This window comes from Thioalkalivibrio sp. ALgr3, assembly GCF_000377325.1.
Taxonomy (GTDB): Bacteria; Pseudomonadota; Gammaproteobacteria; order Ectothiorhodospirales; family Ectothiorhodospiraceae; genus Thioalkalivibrio.
This window is the reverse complement of the sequence record NZ_KB897976.1, coordinates 312,349-338,826: the sequence shown is the minus strand read 5'-3', so window position 1 is coordinate 338,826 and position 26,478 is coordinate 312,349. Positions and strand designations below refer to the sequence as shown.

23 protein-coding genes are annotated in these 26,478 nt (G+C 69.0%); 14 read left to right on the top strand and 9 right to left on the bottom strand.

The window, feature by feature from the left end; translation table 11 throughout:
- The first annotated feature begins 54 nt into the window (after nt 1–54).
- Nucleotides 55–2,544: a glycogen/starch/alpha-glucan phosphorylase gene (locus C998_RS0101685; RefSeq protein ID WP_018869109.1), complete on the top strand. Its 2,490-nt coding sequence runs from the start codon at nt 55–57 to the stop codon at nt 2,542–2,544.
- Nucleotides 2,545–2,572: 28 nt separating this feature from the next.
- Here the strand turns inward: C998_RS0101685 and rimO are convergent, their stop codons facing one another.
- Complete coding sequence (rimO, locus tag C998_RS0101680) at nt 2,573–3,928, bottom strand: 30S ribosomal protein S12 methylthiotransferase RimO (protein ID WP_028492201.1); 1,356 nt, start codon at nt 3,926–3,928, stop codon at nt 2,573–2,575.
- Between the two features lie 652 nt (nt 3,929–4,580).
- Here rimO and rpmE point away from each other — a divergent pair.
- From rpmE to C998_RS0101640, 8 genes are all read left to right on the top strand, one after another.
- Nucleotides 4,581–4,784, top strand: coding sequence for a 50S ribosomal protein L31 (rpmE, locus tag C998_RS0101675; protein WP_018869107.1), 204 nt, complete (start codon nt 4,581–4,583; stop codon nt 4,782–4,784).
- A gap of 211 nt (nt 4,785–4,995) precedes the next feature.
- A complete protein-coding gene (locus C998_RS0101670; protein ID WP_018869106.1) occupies nt 4,996–5,853 on the top strand; it encodes a M48 family metallopeptidase in 858 nt (285 codons plus the stop codon).
- 32 nt (nt 5,854–5,885) lie between these two features.
- Nucleotides 5,886–7,106: a malic enzyme-like NAD(P)-binding protein gene (locus C998_RS0101665; RefSeq protein WP_018869105.1), complete on the top strand. Its 1,221-nt coding sequence runs from the start codon at nt 5,886–5,888 to the stop codon at nt 7,104–7,106.
- A 25-nt stretch (nt 7,107–7,131) separates the two neighbouring features.
- Entirely contained in the window at nt 7,132–8,055 is a 924-nt protein-coding gene (gene mdh, locus C998_RS0101660) for a malate dehydrogenase (protein WP_018869104.1), read from the top strand.
- Nucleotides 8,039–8,983, top strand: coding sequence for a 5'-3' exonuclease H3TH domain-containing protein (locus tag C998_RS0101655; RefSeq protein WP_018869103.1), 945 nt, complete (start codon nt 8,039–8,041; stop codon nt 8,981–8,983). Before mdh ends, C998_RS0101655 begins: the two co-directional genes overlap by 17 nt.
- A complete protein-coding gene (locus C998_RS0101650; RefSeq protein WP_018869102.1) occupies nt 8,980–9,645 on the top strand; it encodes a DUF1007 family protein in 666 nt (221 codons plus the stop codon). Before C998_RS0101655 ends, C998_RS0101650 begins: the two co-directional genes overlap by 4 nt.
- A 4-nt stretch (nt 9,646–9,649) precedes the next feature.
- The gene (locus C998_RS0101645) at nt 9,650–10,192 is read left to right on the top strand and encodes a pseudouridine synthase (RefSeq protein ID WP_018869101.1); all 543 of its coding nucleotides are present in this window, start codon (nt 9,650–9,652) and stop codon (nt 10,190–10,192) included.
- Nucleotides 10,193–10,300: 108 nt separating this feature from the next.
- A complete protein-coding gene (locus tag C998_RS0101640; protein WP_018869100.1) occupies nt 10,301–12,394 on the top strand; it encodes a transglycosylase SLT domain-containing protein in 2,094 nt (697 codons plus the stop codon).
- Between the two features lie 7 nt (nt 12,395–12,401).
- On the opposite strand, the gene C998_RS0101635 is transcribed toward C998_RS0101640, so the two are convergent.
- Nucleotides 12,402–12,785 carry a group III truncated hemoglobin gene (locus C998_RS0101635; protein ID WP_018869099.1) on the bottom strand — a complete coding sequence of 128 codons (384 nt, stop codon included), beginning with the start codon at nt 12,783–12,785 and terminating at the stop codon, nt 12,402–12,404.
- A 71-nt stretch (nt 12,786–12,856) separates the two neighbouring features.
- Between C998_RS0101635 and C998_RS0101630 the strand changes: the two genes are divergently transcribed.
- Complete coding sequence (locus C998_RS0101630) at nt 12,857–13,762, top strand: fructosamine kinase family protein (RefSeq protein ID WP_018869098.1); 906 nt, start codon at nt 12,857–12,859, stop codon at nt 13,760–13,762.
- Nucleotides 13,763–13,768: 6 nt separating this feature from the next.
- Here C998_RS0101630 and C998_RS0101625 read toward each other — a convergent pair whose 3' ends face one another.
- The 5 genes from C998_RS0101625 to C998_RS0101605 form a co-directional block, all read right to left on the bottom strand.
- Nucleotides 13,769–14,647, bottom strand: a complete 879-nt coding sequence (locus C998_RS0101625; RefSeq protein ID WP_018869097.1) for an NAD(P)-dependent oxidoreductase — start codon at nt 14,645–14,647, stop codon at nt 13,769–13,771.
- A 9-nt stretch (nt 14,648–14,656) separates the two neighbouring features.
- Nucleotides 14,657–16,279 (bottom strand): BCCT family transporter, encoded by a 1,623-nt coding sequence (locus tag C998_RS0101620; protein WP_018869096.1) that lies wholly within the window; start codon nt 16,277–16,279, stop codon nt 14,657–14,659.
- 96 nt (nt 16,280–16,375) lie between these two features.
- A complete protein-coding gene (rsmD, locus tag C998_RS0101615) occupies nt 16,376–17,026 on the bottom strand; it encodes a 16S rRNA (guanine(966)-N(2))-methyltransferase RsmD (RefSeq protein ID WP_019570146.1) in 651 nt (216 codons plus the stop codon).
- Nucleotides 17,010–18,251 (bottom strand): pitrilysin family protein, encoded by a 1,242-nt coding sequence (locus C998_RS0101610; RefSeq protein ID WP_231364941.1) that lies wholly within the window; start codon nt 18,249–18,251, stop codon nt 17,010–17,012. The genes rsmD and C998_RS0101610 overlap by 17 nt, the downstream gene beginning before the upstream one ends.
- A gap of 53 nt (nt 18,252–18,304) precedes the next feature.
- On the bottom strand, nt 18,305–19,702 hold the full coding sequence (locus C998_RS0101605; RefSeq protein WP_051076707.1) for a pitrilysin family protein: 1,398 nt from the start codon (nt 19,700–19,702) through the stop codon (nt 18,305–18,307).
- Between the two features lie 55 nt (nt 19,703–19,757).
- Here C998_RS0101605 and ftsY point away from each other — a divergent pair, with 55 nt between their 5' ends.
- The 4 genes from ftsY to rpoH all read left to right on the top strand — a co-directional run bounded on the left by ftsY (nt 19,758) and on the right by rpoH (nt 23,371).
- Nucleotides 19,758–20,762, top strand: coding sequence for a signal recognition particle-docking protein FtsY (gene ftsY / locus C998_RS0101600; RefSeq protein WP_018869092.1), 1,005 nt, complete (start codon nt 19,758–19,760; stop codon nt 20,760–20,762).
- Nucleotides 20,763–20,769: 7 nt separating this feature from the next.
- Nucleotides 20,770–21,447, top strand: a complete 678-nt coding sequence (gene ftsE / locus C998_RS0101595; RefSeq protein WP_018869091.1) for a cell division ATP-binding protein FtsE — start codon at nt 20,770–20,772, stop codon at nt 21,445–21,447.
- Nucleotides 21,444–22,373: an ABC transporter permease gene (locus C998_RS0101590; protein WP_018869090.1), complete on the top strand. Its 930-nt coding sequence runs from the start codon at nt 21,444–21,446 to the stop codon at nt 22,371–22,373. Before ftsE ends, C998_RS0101590 begins: the two co-directional genes overlap by 4 nt.
- Nucleotides 22,374–22,501: 128 nt before the next feature.
- On the top strand, nt 22,502–23,371 hold the full coding sequence (gene rpoH / locus C998_RS0101585; protein WP_018869089.1) for an RNA polymerase sigma factor RpoH: 870 nt from the start codon (nt 22,502–22,504) through the stop codon (nt 23,369–23,371).
- A gap of 271 nt (nt 23,372–23,642) precedes the next feature.
- On the opposite strand, the gene ccoS is transcribed toward rpoH, so the two are convergent.
- Nucleotides 23,643–23,918, bottom strand: coding sequence for a cbb3-type cytochrome oxidase assembly protein CcoS (gene ccoS / locus C998_RS0101575; protein WP_018869087.1), 276 nt, complete (start codon nt 23,916–23,918; stop codon nt 23,643–23,645).
- Nucleotides 23,919–23,971: 53 nt separating this feature from the next.
- Nucleotides 23,972–26,461 carry a heavy metal translocating P-type ATPase gene (locus tag C998_RS0101570; RefSeq protein ID WP_018869086.1) on the bottom strand — a complete coding sequence of 830 codons (2,490 nt, stop codon included), beginning with the start codon at nt 26,459–26,461 and terminating at the stop codon, nt 23,972–23,974.
- Between the last annotated feature and the right edge of the window lie 17 nt (nt 26,462–26,478).

Here is a 26,478-nt window from a genome sequence, read left to right as displayed (position 1 = left end):
CGGCGCCGGGGTCGATGGCGGGCGTGTCCGGCCGCAACCCCCCGGAGAAAAAAGATGTCCACCAGCGCCGACACTACGGCCCCCCCGCTCAGCCCGCTCCCGCACGATACCGAGGGCCTGAAACAGTCCATCCGCGATGCCATGGTGCGGTTCGTCGGAAAGGATCCGAAACAGGCCACCCAGCGCGACTGGCTCGATGCCACCTCGTTCGCGGTGCGCGAACGCATGATCGAACGCCGGCTGCTGACCCGCCGCCAGTTCGACGCGGAAGACGTCAAGCGGGTCTATTACCTGTCGATGGAATACCTGATCGGGCGCATGCTGGAGGCCAACCTGCGCAACACCGGCATCCTCGACGAGACCCGCGAGGCCCTCGCTCAGCTGGGACAGGACTACGACGAGATCGTTGCCTGGGAGGATGACGCCGCGCTGGGCAACGGCGGCCTCGGGCGCCTGGCCGCCTGCATCCTCGAGTCGCTGGCGACCCAGGGCTATCCGGGCTTCGGCTACGGTATCCGCTACGAGTACGGCATGTTCCGCCAGCAGTTCGAGCCCTACCGTCAGGTCGAGCACCCGGACAACTGGCTGCGCTACGGCAACCCCTGGGAGTTCCCGCGCGCGGAACGCAAATACCCGATCCGCTTCTACGGCGAGGTGGTGGAACACCACCGGAGTGACGGATCGGTACATTACTCCTGGGAAGACGGCGAACAGATCCTGGCGATGGCCTATGACTACCCCACTGCGGGTTATGGCCGGCGCAACGTCAACAACCTGCGCCTGTGGGGGGCCAAGGCGACCCGCGACTTCGACCTGCGCTATTTCAACGAGGGCGACTACATCCGCGCGGTGGCCGACAAGAGCCAGTCGGAGAGCATCTCCATGGTGCTCTACCCCAACGACGCCACCGCCATCGGCAAGGAACTGCGGCTGAAGCAGGAATACTTCTTTGTCGCCGCCTCGCTGCACGACATCCTCGATCGCCACCTGGAGCTGGGCTATACCCTGGACGACCTGCCCCACCAGGTCGCGATCCAGCTGAACGACACCCACCCGGCAATCGCGGTGGCGGAGATGATGCGCCTGCTGATGGACCGCCATGAGCTGCACTGGGCCCGTGCCTGGGAGCTGTGCCGCAAGGTATTCGCCTACACCAACCACACCCTGATGCCCGAGGCCCTGGAAACCTGGTCGGTGGACCTGATGACCCGCGTGCTGCCGCGGCACATGCAGATCATCTACCGCATCAACCACGAATTCCTCGAGATGGTGCGCCGGCGCTTCCCCGGCGACGAGGAACGCCTCAAGCGGCTGTCGCTGATCGACGAGGAAGGCGGGCGCAACGTCCGCATGGCCCATCTGGCGGTGGTCGGTTCACACCAGATCAACGGCGTCGCCGCCCTGCATACCGAGCTGCTGAAACAGACCCTGTTCGCCGATTTCTACCAGCTGTGGCCGGAACGCTTCGTCAATGTCACCAACGGCGTCACCCCCCGGCTGTGGATGATCCAGGCCAATCCGGAGCTGACCGAGTTCCTCGGCGAAAAGATCGGCCACGACTGGCAGTACGACCTTGAACGCCTGCGCGCGCTGGAGCCCTGGGTCGCGGATCCGGAGCTTCAACAGAAGTTTCAGCAGGTCAAGCGCAAGAACAAGGAGCGCCTGGCCGCGCTGGTGCGCGAACGCACCGGCATCCGCATCCGCACCGACGTCCTGTTCGACGTACAGATCAAGCGCATCCACGAATACAAGCGCCAGCTGCTCAAGCTGCTGCACGTGATCGAGCTGTACAACCGCATCCGCGACGGCGAGGACGTGCCCCCGAGGGTGGTGATCTTCGGCGGCAAGGCGGCCCCCGGCTACCAGCGCGCCAAGGACATCATCCAGGTCATCAACGAGGTCGCCGACATCATCAACCACGACCCGCAGGTGGGGGACCGCCTGAAGTGCGTGTTCATCCCCAACTACGAGGTCAGCGCCGCGACCGTGATCATCCCCGCGGCGGACCTCTCGGAGCAGATCTCCACCGCGGGCTTCGAGGCGTCGGGCACCGGCAACATGAAGCTGGCCCTGAACGGTGCGCTGACCATCGGTACGCTGGACGGTGCCAACATCGAGATCCGCGACGCGGTCGGCGAGGAGAACATCTTCATCTTCGGCATGACCGAGTCCGAGGTGGTCGCCCACCGCGCCCGCGGCGAGCCCCCCGAGGCGATGCTCGCCGGGCGCCCGGCCCTGACGCGTACGGTGGAGATGCTCGAGCAGGGCTATTTCACCTGCGACGACAACGCCACCCATGCGGAACTGGGGCACTATCTGCGCCATCAGGATCCGTTCTTCGTGCTCGCCGATTACCCCGCCTACCGCGAGGCCTGCGAGCGGGCCGACGCGCTGTATGCACAGCCGGAATGCTGGAACGCCGCGGCGCTCACCAACATCGCGCGCATGGGCTTCTTCTCCATCGACCGCACGGTGCGTGACTACGCGGAGAAGATCTGGGACGCCACGCCGGAACCGGTGGCCCCGAAACGCAACGGCGGCTGAGCACGGCCGCCGAGCGAGGCCGCCCCGGTCACTCGTCCGGGTCGGCGACCTCGGCGATCAGGTCGTGCTCGCGGGTGTCCGTGACCCGCACCTCGATGAAGTCCCCCGCCTCCACCGAGTCGGGATCGGCATCCGGCACGCGGATCACCCCGTCGATCTCCGGCGCCTCCGCGGCCGAACGCGCGACCACGACGCCGTGTTCGTCGGTGCCGTCGACCAGCACCACCGGCTGCGTGCCCACCCGACGGCGCAGGCGCTCGGCACTGATCTCCGCCTGCACCTCCATGAACCGCGCCAGGCGTTCCTGGCGCACGGGCTCGGGCACCGGGTCCGGCAGGGCATTGGCCTCGGCCCCGTCCACCGGCGAATAGGCAAAGGCCCCGACGCGGTCGAGCTGCGCCTCGCGCAGGAAGTCCAGCAGGGTCTCGAACTCGGCCTCGGTCTCGCCGGGGAAGCCCACGATGAACGTCGAGCGCAGGGTCAGGTCCGGCACCTGCGCGCGCCAGTCGGCGATCCGCTCCAGCACCTTCTCCGCCGCAGCCGGACGGCGCATCGCCTTGAGCACCCGCGGGTGGCCGTGCTGCAGCGGCATGTCGAGATAGGGCAGCAGCCCGCCCTCCTCGCCGGACCCCATCAGCGGGATCAGGCGATCCACATGCGGATAGGGATAGACGTAGTGCAGCCGCACCCAGATCCCCAGCCGCCCCAGGGCCTCGGCGAGATGCGCGATGTCGGAACGGATCGGGCGCCCGCCGTGGAAGCCGGTACGGTATTTCACGTCCACGCCGTAGGCGGAAGTGTCCTGCGAGATCACCAGGATCTCGCGCACCCCGGCCTCGGCCAGGCGCTCGGCCTCCGCCAGCACCTCGCCAATCGAGCGGCTGACCAGGTCGCCGCGCAGGCCGGGGATGATGCAGAAGCTGCAGCGGTGATTGCAGCCCTCGGAGATCTTCAGATAGGCGTAGTGGCGCGGGGTCAGACGAATGCCCTCCGGCGGCACCAGGGTCTCGAAGGTGCCCGCCGGCGGCGGCAGGTGCTCGTGCACCGCCGTCACCACGTCCTCGTAGGCGTGCGGCCCGGTCACCGCCAGCACGTCCGGGTGGCGCTCGTGGATGGTCTCGGCATCCTTGCCCAGGCAGCCGGTCACGATCACCTGCCCGTTCTCCGCCAGGGCCTCGCCGATCGCCCCCAGCGATTCTTCCACCGCTTCGTCGATGAACCCGCAGGTGTTGACCACCACCAGGTCCGCCCCGGTGTAGTCCCCGACGATCCCGTAGCCCTCGGCACGCAGCCGGGTCAGGATGCGCTCGGAATCCACCAGCGCCTTGGGACAGCCCAGGCTGACAAAGCCGACCTGCGGCACTGCGCTTGACAATGCGGACATGTTATTCACAACGCGACTCCCGTCCTTTCACGCCGGTCCCGACCCCGGGCAGCACCGGGCCCGGGCCCATTGACATACAAGGAACACTTTATTTTCAGTAATATAAAAACTCTGGGCAAAAACTGACCAATCCAGAGTCCTGCGCCGCAGCAAGCCGCTGGCGCCATCCAGTGACAGTTCGTCCACAAAGTTTTCCACAGGTTTCGGGGAAAACTCGCGCGCCCCGGCACAACGCCCCGCAAGACAACGACTTGCCCGTACCGCCCGGAGAGCAGCCCGCCGGCCCTGTTCGCCTGCGGGCAGGCTCCCGCCATCGCGAGTCGCAGCCCCCTCGCCCCGTCATTGCGAGGAGCCGAAGGCGACGTGGCAATCGGCCGAAGCGGGCTGCATGCAGGAACAGGTGGCTTCGGATGGAGATCGCCACATCGCTTCGCGACTCGCGATGACGGGAACGTGCTCGGACGCGAACCGACCGGTTTCGGGCAAAACGCACGCCCCGCCGGAACGCCCCGCAAGACAACGAGTTGTTCGCACCGCCCGACAGCACGTCCGGATCCCGGCCGCCCCCCGCGAAGACCGCCGTCGACTTGCGCCCGGCCACAGGAGGCGGCTATGCTAGCGCACTTTTCGCCCGAACACGCGTGAGTCGACCATGAAAGCCGAGATCCATCCCCAATACCGCGAAGTCAACGTGATCTGCACCTGTGGCACGAAGTTCACGACCCGTTCCACCCTGGGTCAGGACGAGATGCACCTGGACGTCTGCTCGCAGTGCCATCCGTTCTACACCGGCAAGCAGAAGATCGTCGACACCGCCGGCCAGGTGGACAAGTTCAAGCGCCGCTTCGCGTTCTGAAGTCCCGCGCGAGGTCGCATCACGCGGCCCCGCAGGCAGGCGGCGGCCCATCGGCCCCGCCGGCGTGGCCGATCCGGCGAGGGCATCCTTCGGGGTGCCCTCGTTTGCGTGCGGGCTCCGCAGGGCGGTCCGCAGGGTGTATGCTGAAGAGGTGTCATCATCCCGCATCCCCGCGGGACCTGCAGGCAGAAACCGCATGAACTGGTCACGCATGAACTCGCTGTTCCGTCCGCTGCGCCGGCGCCTGCCGGTGCTGGCCCTGATCGCCGTACTGGGCATGGCCCTGGGCCTGCCCGCCTGCACCACCAATCCGGTGACGGGACGTTCCCAGCTGATGCTGGTCTCGGAGAACCAGGCGATCGACGCCTCGCGCGAGGCGTACGTGGAGATGCTCTCCGGCGCACGCGACGAAGGCCGGATCAACGCCGACCCCGAGATGACCGAACGGGTCCACGGCATCACCGGCCGGGTCGTGGCACAGGCCATCGAGTACCGCCCCGAAACCGCGGACTGGGACTGGGAGATCGCGGTCATCGAGGCGCCGGACACCCTCAACGCGTTCGCCATGGCCGGCGGCAAGATGGCGATCTACTCGGGCATCATCGAACAGCTGGAACTGACCGACGACGAACTGGCGCAGATCATCGGCCACGAGATCGGCCATGCCCTGTCCGCCCACAGCGCCGAGAAGATGTCGGTGGCGATGGCCTCCAATCTGGCGGTCACCGGCTTCGCCATCACCGGCGACCGCTCCGAGCTGGCGCTGACCGGCGCCGCGCTGGGCGCGGTGCTGGCGGTGCAGCTGCCCCACAGCCGGCGCATGGAAACCGAAGCCGACGAGATCGGCATCGAACTGGCGGCCCGCGCCGGCTACGACCCCGACGCCGCCCCGGCGCTGTGGCGCAAGATGGCGGAACAGTCCAATGGCAGCCGCCATCCGGTGTTCCTCAGCACCCATCCGGCGCCGGAAGGGCGCCAGCGCGAGCTCGCCCGGCTGGCCGACGAGGTACGTCCGCTGTACGAGGCGGCCCGCGACCGCAACGATCTTCCGACCCACCCGATCAACTGAACCCACCGCCCGCACAAGGCCCGTCCGCAACCATGTCCGACGATTTCAACCAGCGCGCCCTCGACTACCACGCCCGCGAACCGGCCGGGAAACTGGCCATCCACGTCACCAAGCCGACCGCCACGCAGGACGACCTGTCGCTGGCCTATTCGCCCGGCGTGGCGGCCCCGGTGCGCGCCATCGCCGACAATCCCGACGAGATCTACCGCTACACCGGCAAGGGCAACCTGGTGGCGGTGATCACTGACGGCACCGCGGTACTGGGACTGGGCAACACCGGTGCGCTGGCCTCCAAGCCCGTGATGGAGGGCAAGGGCGTGCTGTTCAAGACCTTTGCCGGGATCGACGTGTTCGACATCGAGGTCGACGCCGCCCAGCCCGAGGACTTCATCAATACCGTGGCGCGGATCGCCGGCGGCTTCGGCGGCATCAACCTCGAGGACATCGCGGCGCCCCACTGCTTCGAGATCGAGCGCCGCCTGAGTGATCGCCTGGACATCCCGGTGTTCCACGACGACCAGCACGGCACGGCCATCATCACCGCGGCCGGGCTGCTCAACGCCCTGGCCATCCAGGGCAAGGACCTGGCCGACGCCCGGATCGTCTGCGTGGGCGCAGGCGCAGCCGGCATCGCCTCCATGCAGCTGCTGGTGCGCCTGGGCGCGAGCAAGCATCTCATCCACATGGTCGACCGCAATGGCGTGATCCACAGTCACCGTGAAGACCTCAATGAATACAAGCAGATCTTCGCGGTGGACACCGAGGACCGCACGCTGGAGGACGCCTGCCGCGACGCCGACGTATTCATCGGGCTGTCCGGCCCGGACATCCTGACCCCCGAGATGCTGCAAAGCATGGCACCGAATCCGGTGATCTTCGCGCTGTCCAACCCGGACCCGGAGATCCGGCCGGACCTGGCCCGCGAGACCCGGGACGACCTGATCATGGCGACCGGCCGTTCCGACTACCCCAACCAGGTCAACAACGTGCTCGGGTTCCCGTTCATCTTCCGCGGGGCGCTGGACGTGCGCGCCCGGCGCATCAACGACGCCATGCTGGTCGCGGCCACCCACGCGATCGCCGACCTGGCGCGCGAACCGGTGCCGCAGAGCGTGCTGGACGCCTACGGCCGCGACCACCTGGAGTTCGGACCGGACTACATCCTGCCCACGCCGTTCGATCCACGCCTGATCGAGACCATCCCGGAGGCGGTGGCTCGGGCGGCCCGCGACAGCGGCGTGGCGCGAACCTGAACACACAGTCCGAGGAGCGCAGGCCATGCAGAAGATCGCCATCGTCGGAGCCGGGCGGGTGGGGGAATCCACCGCGCAGTTCCTTGCCCGCCGTGACCTCGCCCGCGAGATCGCGCTGCTGGATGTCCATGAAGGGACCGCCGCCGGGGCCGCACTGGATATCCAGGAGACCGCGCCCCTGCTGGGCTTCGACACCCGCCTGACCGGTTCCCACGAGGCGGACGTCATCGCCGGTGCGGAACTGGTGATCATCACCGCCGGGCTGCCACGCAAGCCGGGCATGTCGCGCTCCGATGTCCTCGACAAGAACGTCGCGATCCTCGACGAAATCCTCGACCAGGTCCGGCGCCACGCCCCCGACAGTCGCCTGCTGGTGGTCTCCAATCCGGTGGACGTGCTCACCTGGCGCGCGGCGCAGCAGACCGGCTGGAGCCGCGACCGGATCATGGGCCAGGCGGGCGTGCTGGACACCTCGCGCATGGCGGCCTTCATCGCGCTGGAGACCGGCCTGTCGGTGCACGACATCCAGGCCCTGGTGCTGGGCGGGCATGGCGATGCCATGGTCCCGCTGCTGCGCTACTCGCATGTCAACGGCATCCCGCTGGACCGGTTCCTCGACCGCGAAACCCTCGACTCCATCGTCGAGCGCACCCGCCACGGCGGCGCCGAGATCCTCGCCCTCAAGCAGACCTCCAGCGCCTATGCGGCCCCGGCCGCGGCGATCGCCGAGATGGTCGAGGCGATCGCCCTCGACCGGCGCCGGGTCCTGCCCACGGTCGCGCTGCTGGACGGCGAATACGGCCAGCGCGATGTCGCCACCGGCGTCCCCTGCATCCTCGGCCAGGGGGGCATGGAACGCATCGTGGAACTGGATCTCCAGGCCGACGAACAGGCGGATCTCGAGCGTTCCATCGCCGGCATCCGGAAGGATCTTGAACGCCTGCAGTGAACCCGTGGCCACCCCGACCTGCACGGTCGTGGACACCAGCATCTTCGTGTTCCGCGCCTGGTTCGCGCGCGGCCTCGATCCCGACCCGCAGGGCCGGCCCGGCGGTGCGCTGCACGGCTTCGTCCACTCCCTGTGCCAGTGGCTGCCACGGCGTGCCCCGGGGCCGCTGGGCTTCTGTTTCGACACCTCGCTGCGGCGCGGTTTCCGCCACCGCCTCGACCCCGGGTACAAGGCCCATCGTCCGCCGGCACCCCCCGAACTGCGGGCTCAGTTCGAGCGGATCGGCGAGCTGCTGGACGCCCTCGGGCTGGCCCGCTTCTCACACCCCGAATACGAGGCCGACGATCTGATCGCCACCCTGGCCCGCAACGCGCGCACGGCAGGGCTGCCGGTCGCGGTGATGAGCGCCGACAAGGATCTGGCACAGACCATCCTCGGCGACCGGGACCACCTGCACGACCCGGAACGCGGCCGACCCATGGATCGCCGAGCCCTCGAGAAGCGCCTGCGCGTGCGCCCCGACCAGGTGGCCGACCTGCTGGCGCTGGCCGGTGACCGCAGCGACAACATCCCGGGGATCCACGGCCTGGGCCCACGCGGAGCGGCCCGCATCCTGCGCCGCCTGGGTGACCTGGAAAGCGTGCTTGCCGATCCCGACGCGGTTCGCCGCTGCAACCTGCGCCGCGCCACCGCCCTCGCGCAGGCGATCGCCGCCGACCCCGAACGCCTGCGTCTGTCGCGCCGGCTGACCGGTCTGGTGGATCACGTCCCGGGACTCCCCCGGGGTTCCGATCTGCTCGCCGAACTGCAGCCGCGCGGACCGGTCAGGGACATATACGCCCGGCTGCATGACCTCGGCGTGCACCCCGACTACCACGAGCGGCTGCTGCATGCCGCCGCCCCGACCCCGGAGGCCATCCCGGCATGAACCCGGTCCGCAAACAACCGCGCCTCGCGACGAGCCTTGCCACATTCCTGCTGCTGGCCGCGACGGCCGGCCTGCCCGGCACCGCAGCCGCCCATCCGCACGCCTGGATCGATCTCGAGGTCGACTTCGAGCGCGACGCCACCGGCCAGCTGGTACGCATGCATCACCTGTGGCAATTCGACCCGATGTACTCCGAATACCTCCACGAAGACGCCCTGGCCCACCAGGAGGGCGACAGCGACGCCGAGCGCCTGAACGCGCTGGCGCGCGAGATCCTCGACAATCTGGAGGAATACGACTGGTACACGCACTTCGAGGCCGAAGGCCACGCGATCGAGGTGCGGCCGGAGGGCGAGGCGCGGATGGAAAAGGACGGAGACACCCTGGAATACCGGTTCACCCTGGCGCTCGAGGGTGCACCCGACCCGGCGCGGACGCCGGTGGATTACCGCGTCTTTGATCCCACCTATTTCATCGAGATCCTGCATCCCGATGAACGCCCTCCGCGGGTGCGCGGGGCACCGGAATGCGAGGCCGAGGTCGACCGGCCACGGCCCGATCCGGCGATGGTCGCGCGCGCCATGGCGCTCGACTACGGTGCCGAACCCGAAGAAAACCTCGGCCGCCACTTTGCCGACCGTGTGACCCTGCGCTGCGACTGAGGGCATGAGCCGGATCCTGCTGTTCCACAAGCCCTGGGGCGTGCTCAGCCAGTTCACCGACCGCGAGGGCCGTCCCACCCTGGCCGATTACATCGACCTGCCCGGCGTGCACCCGGCCGGACGTCTGGACCGCGATTCCGAGGGCCTGCTGGTGCTCACCGACGATGGCGTCCTGAACGCCCGCATAACCCGCCCCGGCCCCGACTCCGCGGGCAAGACCTACTGGGTGCAGGTGGAAGGCGATCCCGACGAGGCCGCGCTGGAGGCCCTGCGCACCGGGGTCGAACTACGCGACGGACTCACCCTGCCGGCGAAGGTCGACCGTATGGACCCGCCGGACCTGCCGGAACGCGACCCGCCGGTGCGCTTTCGCCGCCACATCCCCACCCGCTGGCTCGCGATCACCCTGTACGAAGGGCGCAACCGCCAGGTCCGGCGCATGACCGCCGCGGTCGGCCATCCGACCCTGCGCCTGGTGCGCTACCGCGTCGCCTCCTGGACCATCGACGGGCTGGCCCGCGGCGAGACCCTGCTGCTTTCCGGCTGATCGGGCGGCATTGCGCGTCATGCCGCGCAAAACACGGGCACGGGGATTGCCAGCCCGCCGGACCTGACGGATGATGGTGGAATACGCGGAGGCTCAGGAGACACAGGCATGCGCATTCGTCAGCGGCTGATCGCCGGCGGCCCCGGCACGATCTTGGCCATGGTCCTGACCCTGCTGGTCGGCGGCCCCTCTGCCGCGGACTCCGGTTCCGGCGCGGAAGAAACTCGCTACGCCTTCGAGCGCGGCCTGTTCGTCACCGCCGAACGGGCGCTCAACCGCGGCAACACGGAGGCCTTCGAACGCGCGCGCGAGACCCTGGCCGATTACCCCCTGGCCCCGTATATCGACTACCGCCGCCTCGCCCGCAACCTCGGGCGTGCGGAGCCCGAAGCGGTGCGCGAATTCCTCGAGCATCACGGCGACACCCCGCTGGCCGACCGCCTGTACGCCATCTACCTGCGCCATCTCGGCGAGGAATCCGAATGGGATACCCTGCTCGCGATGGTCGACGACCAGCGTTCTTCGGGGGTAACCCAGGACTGCTATCGCCGCCAGGCCCTGCTGGAGCGAGGCGAGAACGACGCCGCCCTGGAAGACATCGAATCGATCTGGCTGCACGGCCATTCGCGGCCGTCGGCCTGCGACCCGGCCCTGGATGCCTGGCGCGCGGCCGACGGCCTGACCAGTGAACTGGCCATGCAGCGCTTCGCCCTCGCCATGGACGCCGGCCAGACCGGGCTGGCCCGCTACCTGCGCCGCTACCTCGACCGTGACGACGAAGCCTGGGCCGAACGCTGGCTCGAACTCCGGGAACGGCCGGCCCGGGTCGCGGAGGCCGACTTCGACGCCGACGACCACCCGCAGGCCGGCCCCATGGCCGAAGACGCCTGGAAGCGCTGGATCCGCTCCGATCTGGACGCCGCCCTGGACGCCTGGCAGGAGCGGCCCGCGAACGGCCCGGCGACCCTGGATAGCGAGGGCCGCAACGCGGTGGCCCACGCCCTGGGCCTGCGCCTGGCGGTGCGCTACCGCGACGAGGCCCCCGAGTTCCTCGCCGGACTGGACGAAGAGGTCTTCGACGCCCAGCTGCGCCAGTGGCAGGTACGCGTGGCCCTGCGGGCGGGGGACTGGGAAACCGTGCGCGACGCGGTCCGCGCCATGCCGCGCGAGACCCGCGAAGAGGCCCAGTGGCGCTACTGGTTCGCGCGCGCCGAAGAGGCCCTGGGCAATGCGGACAGCGCCCGCGATCACTACGAGCGGGCCGCCACCGAACGCAATTTCCACGGTTTTCTCGCCGCCGACCGGATCGGGCAGCCTTACCGTATCGGACATCGGCGCGCGGATCTGGACAACGGCCTGCGGGTGCGCGTGCGCAACCAGCCCGCGATGCTGCGGATGCGCGAACTGCTGCGCCTGGATCGCCACGCCGAGGCGCGGCGCGAATGGCAGCACGCGGTCGCGCGTATGGACAACGACGAGCGGGTGGCGGCGGCACACGAGTTCGCCGAATGGGGCTGGCACGACCGGGCGATCTTCACCGTGGCCCGCGCGCGCCAGTGGGACGATGTCGAACTGCGCTTTCCGCTGGCCTTCGACGATCTGATCGTTGCCGGCGCCCGCGATCAGGGCATTGATCCGGCCTGGGCCATGGCGGTCGCGCGCCAGGAGAGCGCTTTCCTGCATGACGTGCGTTCACACGCGGGCGCGCTGGGCATCATGCAGATCATGCCGGCCACCGGGCGCAACATCGCCTCGGCCGCCGGCGTGCAGGTGAATTCCGACTGGGACATCCTCGAGCCCGCGAACAATGCCCGCCTGGGCACCTACTATCTCGGGCGCAATCAGGAGCGCTTCGGCGGCCACGGGCTGCTGTCCACCGCCGCCTACAACGCCGGGGCCCATCGGGTCCGGCAATGGCTGCCGGAAGACGGCGAGACCCTGGATGCGGACATCTGGGCGGAACTGATCCCGTTCTCCGAGACCCGCAAGTACATCCGCCGGGTGTACGCCTACCGCATCCTGTACGCCGTGCGTCTCGGTCAGGAACCGCCGTCGATGGCCAGCCTGCTGTACCCGGTCACGGCGGAACCGCACCTGGCCGAGGCCCGTCAGGCCCATCTGCGCGAGGTGCACGGCGGGGACGACATCGCCCTGAATCGCGGCTACTGCGGCTTTCCCGGCGGCGGCGCGGACCCCTGCTGACGCCGCCTCAGCCGGTCAGGATGTCCTGACGCATGCGGCTGGCGATACCCTCGGCCAGCTGCTGCCATTCCTTCGCGTGCGCCGGATCCAGCATCTCGTCGGTGGTCGCACGGAAGTGCTCCATCCACGCCTGAAGATCGTCTTCGGTCAGCTTCAGCGGCGCGTGCTTGCCCACCATGTCGATGGTCGGTGGCTGTTCCAGGCGCCCGCCCAGGTTCTGGTACCAGAAATCGCTGATCCGCCGTACGTGATCCTCGAAATCCTCGATGCGCTCGAAGTGGTGCCCGATCCGGGGATCGGCCGACACGCGGCGATAAAACTCGTCGATCACGGCGCGGATCTGCTCCGCCCCGATCTTGTCGCATAGGGGTTCCAGTTTGCGGAAGGCCATCTCGGGACTCCTGACGTTCGGGGTGTGTAGTGGTTAACCTGTCAGCCACATCCGCCACGGGAGACAGACGCATGACGCGAAGCAGCGCACGGGACGACGACCTGACCGCCGCCCTGGCCCGGTGCATCACGGACCATACCGGAGTGCCGTTCGAGGCGACAGGCCGCAGCGCGCGCTCCGGCGGCTCCATCAACCAGGCCCTGCGTCTGGAGGGCACCGACGGCCGCCGCTTCTTCGTCAAGCTCAACCGCGGCGACCACGCCGGCATGTTCGCCGCCGAGGCCCGTGGCCTGACCGAACTGCAGCGCTGCGAGGTACTGAAGATCCCCGCGGTGATCGGCACCGGCGAGGCCGCCGGCGCCCGTTTCCTGATCATCGAGGACCTGGACCTGGGCGGCCCGCGCGACGCGGTGGCGCTGGCGCACGGCATCGCCGACATGCATTCGCACACCGCCAGCCGCTTCGGCCTCGACGAGGACAATTTCATCGGATCCACGCCACAGTCCAATCGGCCGCATGCGGACTGGGTGGATTTCTATCGCGAGGAGCGCCTGGGGTTCCAGCGCCGCCTGGCCCGCGACCGCGGGGCCCCGCGCGGGCGTCTGGACACCCTGGCCGAGCTGGAGGAGCGCCTGGACGGCTTCTTTACGGACTACCGCCCGCAGCCATCCCTGCTGCACGGCGACCTGTGGAGCGGCAACTGGGACTTCCTCGGCGACGGCCGGCCGACGCTGTTCGACCCGGCCACCTATTACGGCGACCCGGAGGCCGACCTGGCGATGATGGAACTGTTCGGCCACCCCGGGCGGGACTTCTTCGCGGCCTACGCCGAACAGCGGCCGCTGGATCCGGGCTATGCCACCCGCCGGACGCTGTACAACCTGTACCACATCCTCAACCACGACCACCTGTTCGGCGGCGGCTACGGCTCGCAGGCCGAGCGCATGGCACAGCAGCTGCTCGCCGAAGTGCGCTGACGCGGGTCAGTCGCGGTTGCCGGCCTCCGGCACGATGGACGAATAGATGGCCGAGTAGTCGGCATCGCCCAGCCCCCGATCGGCGGCCTGCTCGAGCAGATCCGCCAGCAATGGCAACCAGGGGTCGGACAGTCCCGCGTCGGCGGCTGCCTGATGGGTCAGGCGCACGTCCTTGAGCAGATGCTTGACCGGGAAGTTAGCGGTCCCGAATTCCCCGGAGCACATCTTGTCCAGCTTCTTGTCGAAGGTGGGTGCGTAGAGGGCGCTCTCGCGCAGGATCTCCATGAAGGTGTCGACCTCCACACCCTCGCGCCGCACCAGTCCCAGGCTCAGGGAGAATGCCGCCGTAAGGCTGGCGATCAGCTGGTTGAAGGCCAGTTTGAGCGCGGCGCCCTGCCCCGGGCCGCCCACGTGCCGGACCGTGCTGCCCAGCGCCTCCAGCACCGGGGCGACCCGCTCCACGTCCACCTCATGCTCGACACCGGCCATGATCAGCAGCCGGCCCTCGCGGGCCTCCGGGATGGATCCCAGCACCGGGGCCTCGACATAGCACCCTCCGGCCGTCCGCACGCGCTCGCCCAGGGCCCGGCTCTCGGCCGGCAGGATGGTGCCCATCTGGATGAAACAGCGCCCGTCGAGCGTTCCCGGGGACAGATCGGCGAGCACGGACTCGATGGCAAGGGCATCGCTGAGCATCAGAATCACCCAGTCCGCGCCCTGTACCGCGGCGTCCGGGGTGGAATACACGGTTGCCCCGGCGCGGGCCAGATCCTCGGCCCGCGTCGGGGTGCGGTTGTATGCCTGCAGCGGGAACCCCGCGTCCAGCAGCCGCAGGCCCATGGGGGTCCCCATCAGCCCGCAGCCCAGCAGTGCCACCTGTGACATCGATGCCTCCTAGCGGATCTTCTCGTCGAGGTCTTCGGTGTAGCCGAACAGCGTATGCGGCGGCGGTGCCTCGCGCTGATAACGGCTGGGCGTGACGGCCTCGGTCTGCTGCAGCGAGCGGTACAGCCCCACCATCATGATCAGCATCACGATGGAGAACGGCAGGCCGACACTGATCGCCGCCGCCTGCAGCGCGCCCAGCCCCCCGGCCACCAGCAGCACCGAGGCCACGATCCCTTCGGCCACGGCCCAGTACACGCGCTGGGTCACGGTGGGATTGCGCACGTCACCCGAGGCCAGGGTGTCGATGACCAGCGAACCGGAGTCCGAGGAGGTGACGAAGAAGGTGACGATGAGCAACGTTGCCGCAGTCATCACCGCGATCGCCATCCAGTCCAGCATCGGCAGGGCCTCGATGGTCAGGAACAGCGCGGTCTCCATCTGTTCGGACACCTGCCCGGCCACGTCGGCCACGCCGTCCAGCTGGAAGCCCATAGCCGTGCCGCCGAACACCGACAGCCAGACGAACCCGGCCGCGGTGGGCGCCAGCAGCACGCCGGTCACGAATTCGCGGATGGTGCGCCCGCGCGAGACCCGCGCGATGAACATGCCGACGTACGGCGCCCAGGAGATCCACCAGCCCCAGTAGAAGATGGTCCAGGTCGTGGCCCAGCCGGAATCCTCGATGGTATCGGCCCACAGGCTCATCGCGGGCAGGTTCTGGACATAGACCCCGGTGGATTCGACCAGGGTCCGCAGGATGAACAGTGTGGGCCCGAGCACCAGCAGCAGCGCGATCAGCACCACGCTCAGGCCGATGTTGAAGTTGGACAGCCGCTTGATCCCGCGGTCCACGCCCAGGGCCACGGAGCCCACCGCGATCAGGGTGATGATCGCGACCAGCACGACCTGGTTCAGGGTGGTTTCCTCGATGCCGAAGACGAAGTTGAGGCCCGAGTTGATCTGCATGACCCCCAGACCCAGCGAGGTCGCGACCCCGAACATGGTCCCGAACAGTGCAAGGATGTCGACCAGGTGCCCCCACGGGCCGTAGATGCGGTCGCCGATGAACGGGTACAGCGAGGAGCGGATCAGCAGCGGCAGGTTGTGTCGGTAGGCGTAGTAGGCCAGCGACAGACCCACGATGATGTAGATCGCCCAGGCGTGCAGTCCCCAGTGGAAGAAGGTGTAGCGCATCGCCTCCATCGCCGCCGCGCTGGATTCACCCTCGGCATGCGGCGGCGACATGTAGTGGTACATCGGCTCGGCGATGGAGAAGAACAGCAGCCCGATGCCCATGCCGGCGGAGAACAGCATCGCGAACCAGGACGCATAGCTGAAACGCGGGGGTTCGAACTGATCGCCCAGACGCACCCCGCCGTAACGGCTGAACATCAGGTACAGGGCAAAGATCAGGAAGATCGTCACCACCAGCATGTAGTACCAGCCGAGGTAACGGGAGATGCCGTCGCGCGTCTGCACGAACAGGCCTTCGGCCGTCTCGGAAAACGCCGCCCCGAAAAGCACGAAGGCCACGATGATGATGCTGGCGATGATGAAGACCGGACTGCAGATGACCCCGAAGCCGCGCACGCGCGTCTGGGACAGACCGGGGGTGGATGATTCATCCATGGATGACTCCCCTTGTGCATGGGTAGCGTGGCGGCCGGGTCGTGGGACGCTGACGCCGGCCCCGCACGCGGATGGAAATGCCTTGAACGGATGATCCTACGGTAGCGAATGCCCCGGGGTACTGCAAAAAAGCGGCTCCGCCGGCTCCAGCAGCAGCCCCCGGGCCTGCCCTGCGGTGCGCTCGCGCAGGATGTGCCACTGCGCCCCCGTCACCTCCGCCGGGTCGCGATGGGCTTCCAGCTCGACATACACGCGCCCCCCGGGCGCCAGCCAGCCCTCACCCGCCAGGGTGCGCAGAGCCGGGGCGAGCAGGTCGCGCTCGAACGGCGGGTCGAGGAACACCACGTGGAACGGGGCGGCGACGTCCGGGCCCGCCTCCAGCAGGCGCGCCGCATCGGCGCAGCGCACCTCCACGCCGCTGGCGCCCAGCTCTTCGACGGCCTGCTGCAGCCGCGCGACGGCACGCCGGTCGCGCTCCACCATCAGCACCGACTGCGCCCCGCGCGACGCGGCCTCGAACCCCAGGGCCCCGGTACCGGCGTACAGGTCCAGCACCCGCGCACCGGGCAGATGCGGCTGCAGCCAGTTGAACAGGGTCTCGCGCAGGGCGTCGGCGGTAGGACGCAGGCCCTGTACGTCGGCCACCGGCAGCCAGCGCCGGCGCCACGCGCCGCCGATGATGCGGACCCGGGACTCGTGGCCGCGGCGCCCCGCGGAACCCGCCCCGCGCCTACGGTTCTTCGCCACCAACGATCACCGAGACCAGGGCCTGCGGATCGACCCGTTCCCGTATGGCCCGCTGCACGTCGTCCGGCGTCACCGCTTCCATCCGTGCGGGGTAGTGCGTCAGATAATCCGCGCCGAGATCGTAGAAACCGATCAGGGCCAGATGCGACACGATCCCCGAGCTGGACGCCAGGCGCAGCGGGAAGCCGTTGACCACGTTGGCGCGCGAGGCCTCCAGCTCGGTCGGCTCCACGCCTTCGGCATGCCAGCGCCGGATCTGCTCGTGCAGGGCTTCCACCGCCTCGCCGGTCTGCTCGGTGCCGGTCTGCATCGAGACGCTGAACGGCCCCTCCGCGGCGCGCGACCCGAAACTGCTGCTAACAGAGTACGCCAGTCCGCGCTCGCTGCGCAGCTCGCGGAACAGACGCGAGGTGAAGCCACCTCCGCCCAGGACGTGGTTGCCCAGGGTCAGCGGGTAATAGGCATCGTCCCCACGCCGCAGGGCCGGTGCGCCGATGCGGATGTGCGCCTGCTCCGAGGGGAACGGGACATGCTCGGTCACCGCACCCTCCAGCGGCGGCACCGGCGGCAGCGGTTCGGCCGGTTCACCGGGACGCAGGGCCTGCGAGACCCGCGCCGCCAGAGCTTCGGCCTGCTGGCGATCCACGCCGCCGGTGATCGCCAGCACGCCGTTGCGCGCCGTGTAATACCGCTCGAAGAAGCCGTGCGCATCCTCGGCGCTCATCGCCTCCAGGCTCTCGCGATCCCCCGCCGGCCAGTTGGCGTACGGATGACCGGCGTAAACCAGCTCGTGGAAACGCCGCGCGGCCACACTGCCCGGCTCCTGACGCTCGCGTTGCAGTCCCAGCAGGGCCTGGCGCCGCGCCCGGTCGAAGTCGTCCTCGGGGAAGGCGGGTTCCGCGAGCACCGTGGTCAGGGTTTCCATCGCGGTGTCGAGCCAGTCCGTCTCGGTGAGACTGCGCAGCGAGACCACGGCCATGTCCCGCTGGGAGCTGGTACTGAAGCGGGCACCGACGGACTCGAAACGCTCGGCCAGCGCATCGGCATCCATCTCCGTCGTGCCGTGACGCAGGCTCCGGCTCGTCATGCGCGCCAGCCCCGGCAATTCGCCGTCCCTCGCCGCACCGGCATCAAAGGTCAGGCGCAGGTCCACCATGGGCAGTTCGGGCGCCTCGACGTACAGCACCTGCAGGCCCTCGTCGGTCTCCCAGCGGTCGATCTCCATCGCCGCCGCGGGCGCCGCGCACAGCGCCGCCAGCACCACTCCCGTCCAGCGAATCACAGCTCACCTCCATATTCGGCGGCCGGTTCCTCCGACTCGCGTTCATCCAGCGGCAGCGGATCCAGGATCCCCACCGTCAGGGTCTCCGGCACCAGGTATTCCTGCGCGACGCGGCGCACATCCTCCGCGGTGACCGCGCGCACCCGCTCGACGAAGGCGCCCAGCTCGCGCCAGCCGATGCCGACCGTCTCCAGCATCGCCAGCTGCGAGGCCTGCGAATGCACCGAGTCGCGGCCGTAGACCTCGGACGCCACGACCCGCGCCTGCACGCGCTCCAGCTCGTCCTCGCCCACCGGTTCGTCCCGCAGGCGCTCGATCTGCTCGCGCAGGGCGGCCTCCAGTTCCGCGAGATCGGTGTCCGCCGCCGGCACGCCGCCCAGCATGAACAGCCCGTCACGGCGGGTGAACGGGCTGTAGCTGGCCGAGGCGGAGCCGGCGATCTCGCGCCCGCGCTCCAGCTCGCGGGCCAGCCGCGAGGCCTCGCCGGAGGACAGCACCCCCTCCAGCACCAGCAGGGCATAGGCATCGCCCGGCTCTTCCAGCGAGTTCAGCGACGGCGCCTTCCAGCCCATCATCACGTAGGGCAGCTCGGCCGGCAGCTGCACCGTAACGCGCCGCTCTCCGGTCTGCGGGGGTTCACTGCGTGCCGGACGTTCCACACCGGGGCCGGCGGGGATGTCGCCGAAATGACGTTCGGCGGCGGCCACCACCGCCTCGGCGTCGACGTCCCCGACCACCGCGACCACCGCGTTGTCCGGGGTGTACCAGGTGTCGTACCAGTCCTGCAGGGCCTCCACACTGTACTCGTCGATGTCGCTCATCCAGCCGATCACCGGCTGGCCGTAGGGATCGGCATGGAAGGCCGTGGCCATGAACGCCTCGCGCAGGCGCGCGTTGGGCCGGTCCTCGACGCGCTGGCGCCGTTCTTCGCGCACCACCTCGCGCTCGGGCAGGAACTCCTCCTCGGTCAGGCGCAGGTGCTGCATGCGCTCGGCCTCCATCTCCAGCAGGGTCTCCCAGTGGTCGCTGCCCAGCAGCTGGTGATAGCCGGTGTAGTCGCGCCCGACGAACGCGTTCTCGCGACCGCCCAGGCGCGACACGACGCGCGAGAACTCACCGGGCTCGAAGGCCTCGGAGCCGCGGAACATCATGTGTTCCAGCATGTGCGAGATGCCGGTGACCCCGCCGTATTCGTCGGCCGAGCCCACGCGATACCAGATCTGGGTGGAAACCACCGGCGCCCGCCGGTCCTCCAGCACCAGGACGGTCAGACCGTTGTCCAGACGGGTCTCGACAACATTGTCGGTGATGGAACCGGATGCCGCGGCGGGAGCCGCGAACAGGGCGGTCAGGCAAAACAGCAACGGGGCCAACCCCGGGACGTGAACACGCATTTTGCGCTCCTGCCTCGTGCTAGGATTGTGCATCTCTCAACAGACCTCTCCCGGCATGTTCGGTTTCCGCAAAAAGAAAAAGTCCGAAGACTCCGCGAACGACGCGACACCGGCCGCCGAGGAAAAACCGGCGCGCGGCGGGTGGTTCCAGCGCCTGCGCCAGGGCCTGTCCAAAACCGGCCAGGTGCTCAACGCCGATCTCGGCAGCCTGTTCCGCCGGCGCATCGACGACGAGCTCTTCGAGGAACTGGAAGAGCGCCTGCTGATGGCGGATGTCGGCCTGGAAGCCACGCAGAAGATCATGGACCGAATCACCGGCGAGGTGAAGCGGCGCGAGCTCGACAACGCCGAAGCGCTGATGGACGCGCTGGAAAACGCGATGATCGAGGTGCTGGAACCGGTCTCCGAACCGCTGACCCTGCCCGATGATCCGGGGCGGCCGTTCTCCATCCTGGTGGTGGGCATCAACGGCGCGGGCAAGACCACCACCATCGGCAAGCTGGCCCATCACTTCCGCGCCGACGACTTCTCCGTGATGCTGGCCGCCGGCGACACCTTCCGCGCCGCGGCGGTGGAACAGCTGCAGAACTGGGGCGAACGCAACGAGGTGCCGGTGATCGCCCAGGGCACCGGCGCCGACTCCGCCTCGGTCGTCTACGACGGCCTTCAGGCCGCCACCTCGCGCGGCATCGACGTGATGATCGCCGACACCGCCGGGCGCCTGCACACCCAGACCAACCTCATGGACGAAGTACGCAAGGTCAAGCGGGTGATGGGCCGGCTGGATGCGCAGGCCCCGGACGAGGTCCTGCTGGTGGTGGACGGCGGCACCGGGCAGAACGCCCTGAGCCAGGCACAGCAGTTCCACGAGGCGCTGGGCCTGACCGGCATCGTCGTCACCAAGCTGGACGGTACCGCCAAGGGCGGGATGATCTTCGCCCTGGCGGAACAGCTGGGCGTTCCGGTGCGTTTCATTGGCGTGGGCGAGAAGCCCGAGGACCTGCAGCCCTTCGACGCCCGCCGCTTCGTACGGGCCCTGCTCGGCCGGGACGACGACTGACCCGTCGATGATCTTCCTGCAGCGCGTCACCAAGCGGTTCGGCTCCCACTCCGAGGCCCTCAGTCAGGTCAGCCTGAAGATCGACCCCGGGGTTATGGCGTTCATCACCGGCCCGTCCGGGGCGGGCAAGAGTACCCTGCTGCGCCTGATTGCCGGGCTGGAACGTCCGACCCGTGGCCGCCTGCGGGTCAACGGCTTTGATCTCGATCAGCTCTCCGCGCGCGACATCCCGCAGTTTCGCCGCAGCATCGGACTGGTCTTCCAGGATCACCGCCTGCTGTATGACCGCCCGGTGTACGACAACATCGCCCTGCCGCTGGAGATCATGGGGTACCGGCGACCCGAGATCCGCCGCCGGGTGCGCGCGGCGCTGGACAAGGTGGGCCTGCTGCAGCGCGAAGGGGCACGGCCACAGACCCTGTCGGCCGGGGAACAGCAGCGGGTCGGGATCGCCCGCGCGATCGTCCACCGCCCGGCCCTGCTGCTGGCGGACGAGCCCACCGGGAACCTCGACCCGGCACTGTCACGCGAGATCCTGGCCCTGTTCGCCGATTTCAACCGGATCGGCATGACCGCGCTGGTGGCCTCGCACGACCAGGAGCTGGTGGAACGCATGCCGCATCCGGTGCTGCATCTGGAGGACGGGCGCATCGAGGCCCGCGCACGCCAGGAGGCCGGCGCATGAACCGCGCCCGGGCCCTGCGCGACCGCCTGGGCGCCTGGCGCGAGGCCCACGCGGACGCCGCCCGGCGCAGCCTCGCACGGCGGCTGCAGGCCCCGATCATGTCCCTGATCAGCATCGCGGTGCTGGGGTTCATCCTGGCGCTTCCCGCATTCCTGTGGGTCCTGCTGGACAATGCGCGGGCACTCTCCGCGCACGTCGACCATGAACCGCGCATCGCGGTCTATCTGGAAGCCGGCGAATCCGGCGCACTGCAGGAGCACGCGCGGGAGCTGGAGCGGCTCGCGGATGTCGGCCGCGTGACGGCCGTCCCGGCCGAACGCGCCCTGGAGGACTATCGCGCCGACCTGGCCGATCCGGCCCTGCTCGACTGGATGGACGGCAACCCCCTGCCGGACACCCTGGACGTGGTGCCGGAGCGCAGCGACCCGGAAACGGTCACGCGTCTCGAGACGACCCTGGCGGAGCGTTTCCCCGACGCCACGCTGGTCAGTGATGACGAGTGGGTGCGCCAGCTCAACGCTCTGTACCAGCTCGGTACGCGGGTCCTCACGATCGTCGCCGGCCTGCTGGGCCTGGGTGCCCTGCTGGTGCTGGCCCTGGCCAGCGCGTCCGAACTGCGCGAGCGGCGCGAGGAGATCACCATCGCGCGGATCAGTGGCGCAACCCACCGCTTCCTGCGCCGTCCGTCGCTCTATGGGGGCGTCTATGGCGGGCTGGGCGGGGGGCTGTTCGCCGTGCTCCTGCTCTACCTCGGCACCTGGCTGGCGCGCGAGCCGCTGGAGACGGCCGCCGGGGCCTTCGATATCGACTATGCCCTGCGTTTACCGGGCCCCGAGGTTGCGTTGGGCGTGGTCATGGCGGCGGTTATCCTCGGCTGGGCGGGCGCACGTCTGGGCAGCGGACACGCCCTGCGGGATGCCCCGTGATCCCCGTGACCGACCCCGGGTTGAAATCGGCGGTGCACACCCCATATTGCGGAACTTCCGGAGGGTTTAGCACTCGAATGGCTTGAGTGCTAAGGTTGAAGCGGTTACGAACGGAGGGATGCGAATCCATGAGTCAGGCACTGATGCCCCATCGCGCGGACATGCCCGTACCGGTGGGCGATCTCAATCATTACATGCAGGCGGTATCGCAGATCGAGGTACTGAACGCCGAGCAGGAGCGCGAGCTCGCGCTGGAGCTGCACGAGCGCAACAACCTCGAGGCCGCCCGCAGCCTGATTCTGCACAACCTGCGGTTCGTGGTGCACGTGGCCCGCGGCTACAGGGGCTACGGCCTGCCGCTGGGCGATCTGATCCAGGAAGGCAACGTGGGCCTGATGAAAGCCGTGCGGCGTTTCGATCCGCACCAGGGCGTGCGCCTGGTCTCCTTCGCCGTACACTGGATCCGGGCCGAGATCCACGAGTACATCCTGCGCAACTGGCGCATCGTGAAGGTCGCGACGACCAAGGCGCAGCGCAAGCTGTTCTTCAACCTGCGCAGTGCCAAGCAGCGCCTGGGCTGGATGAACCGCGAGGAGGTGTCGGCCGTGGCCGAAGACCTCGGCGTCAGCGAGGCGGAAGTCTGGGAGATGGAAAACCGCCTGGCCAGCCAGGACACCAGCTTCGACCCGCTGCCCGAAAGCGATGACGAGGAGCGCGCAGCCCTGGCGCCGGCGCAGCGCCTGAGCCTGGAGGACATGAGCGACGATCCCGCCCGGGTGGCCGAGGAGGCCGACTGGGAGGCGCATTATCGCTCGCGCCTGGGCGAGACCCTGGAAGGCCTGGACGAGCGGTCGCGCGACATCCTGATGCGCCGCTACATGGGCGAGCAGAAGGCCACGCTCCACGAGCTGGCGGCGGAACATGGCGTCTCGGCCGAACGCATCCGGCAGATCGAGAATGCCGCAATCCGCAAGATCCGCACGGCCTTCGCCGACTGATTCGCGGATTTGCGCCCTTTCGCAGGGGCCGTGATCGAAAAAGCCCCCGGCGATTGGCGTCGCCGGGGGCTTTTGCGTTCGCGGTCTTCCGGTAGCCCCTCAGCCGAAGAGGATCACCGAGAAAAAGCTGAACCAGGAGAAAATGATCAGCGCCGCCGTGAAGGTCAGCGGGAAATTCTCGAAGGTAAACCAGTTACGCATGACGGCACCTCAACATCCATTACGTTTTCGGGGGCAAGATTAAGCCGGTTCGGCGACGGGCGCAAGGGGGTCAGCCGTCGCGCGCGCCCGAACCGGCCTCCTCCGGACGCCGGGAGGCCCGGGACTGCCCGTCGTCCTCATGCCGCTCCTTCTCCGCCCTGCGCCCGCCGGACCCGCTGGCCGGAGGCTGCGTGGGAATCCTGGGGTCATCGTCGTCCATCAGGATACGGTGGGCCGGCCCCTCGAGGTCATCGTACTGTCCGGAGCGGATCGCCCACAGCAACAGCAGTCCGACCACCAGGGCGAACAGCATGGCCAGCGGAATGAGCAGGTACAGGATGTTCATGCCTCCAGTGTACGGAGGCAGCGGCGGGCGTCAAAACCCCGCGCGGGTACCGCTCAGGTCGAGTCACGCGGGCGCGGCGGCCGCAGGCGCAGGGCGTTGCCCACCACCAGCAGCGAACTGAGCGACATCCCCAGCGCGGCCAGCCACGGGGTCAGGATGCCGGAGGCGGCCACGGGCAGGGCCACGACGTTGTAGCCGATGGCCCAGATGATGTTCTGCCGAATCACGTGCCGTGTCGCCCCGGCCCGCTCGAACACGCCGGGCAGACGGTCGAGGCGATCCGACAGCAGGACCAGGTCCGCGCGGGTGCGCGCCAGGCTGCTGCCACCGCCCATCGCCAGGGATACGTCGGCCCCGGCCAGCACCGGAGCATCGTTGACCCCCTCGCCCGCCATCAGCACGCACTCGCCACGTGCCTGACGTTCGCGCACATGGGCCAGCTTGTCGTCCGGCGACAACCCCCCGTGGGCTTCCGCGATCCCGAGCCGCTCGGCGAAACTCGCCGCCGCCTCGGGCCGGTCACCGGTCAGCAGGACGACCCGCAGGCCGCGGTCCTGCAGGGCCCGGACCGTGTCCGCGGCCTCGGCGCGCGGGGTATCCGCCAGCCAGAAGGTCGCCACCACCCGGCCGTCCACCGCCAGCCACACCGGCGAGGCCAGCGGGTCGGGCGTGGTGTTCGGGCCGGTTGGCGGGGCGACGGGCATCAGCGACGCGCCGCCGACAGCGACCGGATGCCCGTCGATCGTGCCGGTCAGACCCTCGCCGGGGTGATTCTCGACCCCGACCGCGACCGGCTGCCCGCCCGCCTCGGCGACCAGCGCGCGTGCCAGCGGGTGTTCGGAATGCCGCTCCAGAGCCGCGGCCCAGGCCAGCGCGCGCCCGGGATCGAAAGCGGGGTCATGTATCTCGGTCGTCACCCGGCGGGGCCGGCCTTCTGTGAGCGTTCCCGTCTTGTCCAGGCACACGGTGGTGACACCTGGCAGGGCCTCCAGCGCGGGGCCCCGGGTCAGCAGAACGCCGTCGCGCGTCAGGGTCCCCGTGGTCGCGGTGAGCGCCACCGGCGTCGCCAGGGCGAGGGCGCACGGGCAGGTCGCGACCAGCATGGCGACCATCACCCACAGGGCGCGGCCCGGGTCGATCAGGAAATACCAGACAAGCCCGGCCAGCAGCGTGAGGACCAGCACCGCGGCGACGAACCACCCGGTACCGGCCTCGGCCATGCGCGCGACCCGGGGCTTTTCGGTCTGCGCCCGATCCAGCAGCCGCTGGATCGCCGCCAGGGTGGTCTCCGCTCCGACCCGGCGCACCTCCACCACCAGCGGGCTCTCGACGTTCACCGTGCCTCCGACCACATCGGTACCGGCACTGGCCGGGCGCGGCTCGGGTTCCCCGGTCAGCAGGGCCCGGTTCACCGTCGATCGCCCATCCACCACCACCCCATCCGCAGGCACCGATTCACCCGGCCGCACCTGCACCCGATCGCCGGGCTCGAGCTCGGCGACCGGCACCGACTCGGCTTCGCCATGGTCGGTGACCCGACGTGCGATCGCCGGTACCAGACGGTCCATGCGATCCACCGCTTCGCTCGCATGCTGGCGCGCCATCAGCTCGAGGTAACGCGAGGTCAGCAGGAAGAAGACGAACATCACCACCGACTCGAAATAGACATGCTCGCCGGTGCCGGAGAACACCGCCCACACGCTGGCCAGGTAGGTCGCGATGATCGCGATACTGACCGGGACGTCCATGCCCAGTTGTCGGTGGCGCAGGTCCCGCCACGCGCTCTGATAGAACGGAATCGCGGAGTACAGCACCACCGGTGTGGCGAAGATCGCGGCCACCAGGCGCATGAAATCGATGATCGGCTCGTGCTGCGGATCTCCCTCGCCCAGCCACAGGGCCACGGCGAGCATCATCACCTGCATCATGCCGAGCGCGGCAACCCCCAGGCGACGCAGGGCGAGCCCGCGTTCGCGCGCCAGAGCCTGTTCGCGCGTGCCGGGGTCGTAGGGATGGGCGCGATAACCGATGTCCCGGATCGCACGCAGGATATCGGACAGCGCCAGACGCTCGGGGTCCCAGGTCACCCGGGCCCGATGCGTGGAGTAGTTGACGCGAAATTCCTCGACGCCGTCCAGTGCCTGGACGTGGCGCTCGTTCAGCCAGACGCAGGCCGCACAGGTGATGCCCTCGAGGATCAGCGACGCCTCGCGACGTTCACCGGAGGCGGCCTCGCGCGCCGTCACGAACTGGCGCTGAACCGCCGGGGCGTCAAACAGTTCGAGTTCGCGCAGCTCGTCGGGGACGATGCTGTCGCCCGATGCGGCCGGCGGCGCGGTGCGATGATGATAATACGACCCCAGGCCGCGCTCGATGATCGCGCCCGCAACGGCCTGGCAGCCGGGGCAGCAGGTGGGGCGACAGGTGCCCTCGAACTCCACCGGGTAGTCGGCACCGGGAGGCACCTCGAGACCGCAGTGAAAACAGTGCTCCTCCGGCGCCGCCTCCGACGGGGCCGGTTCGTTCACCGCATGCTGGCTCACGACAGGGTCAGACGCAT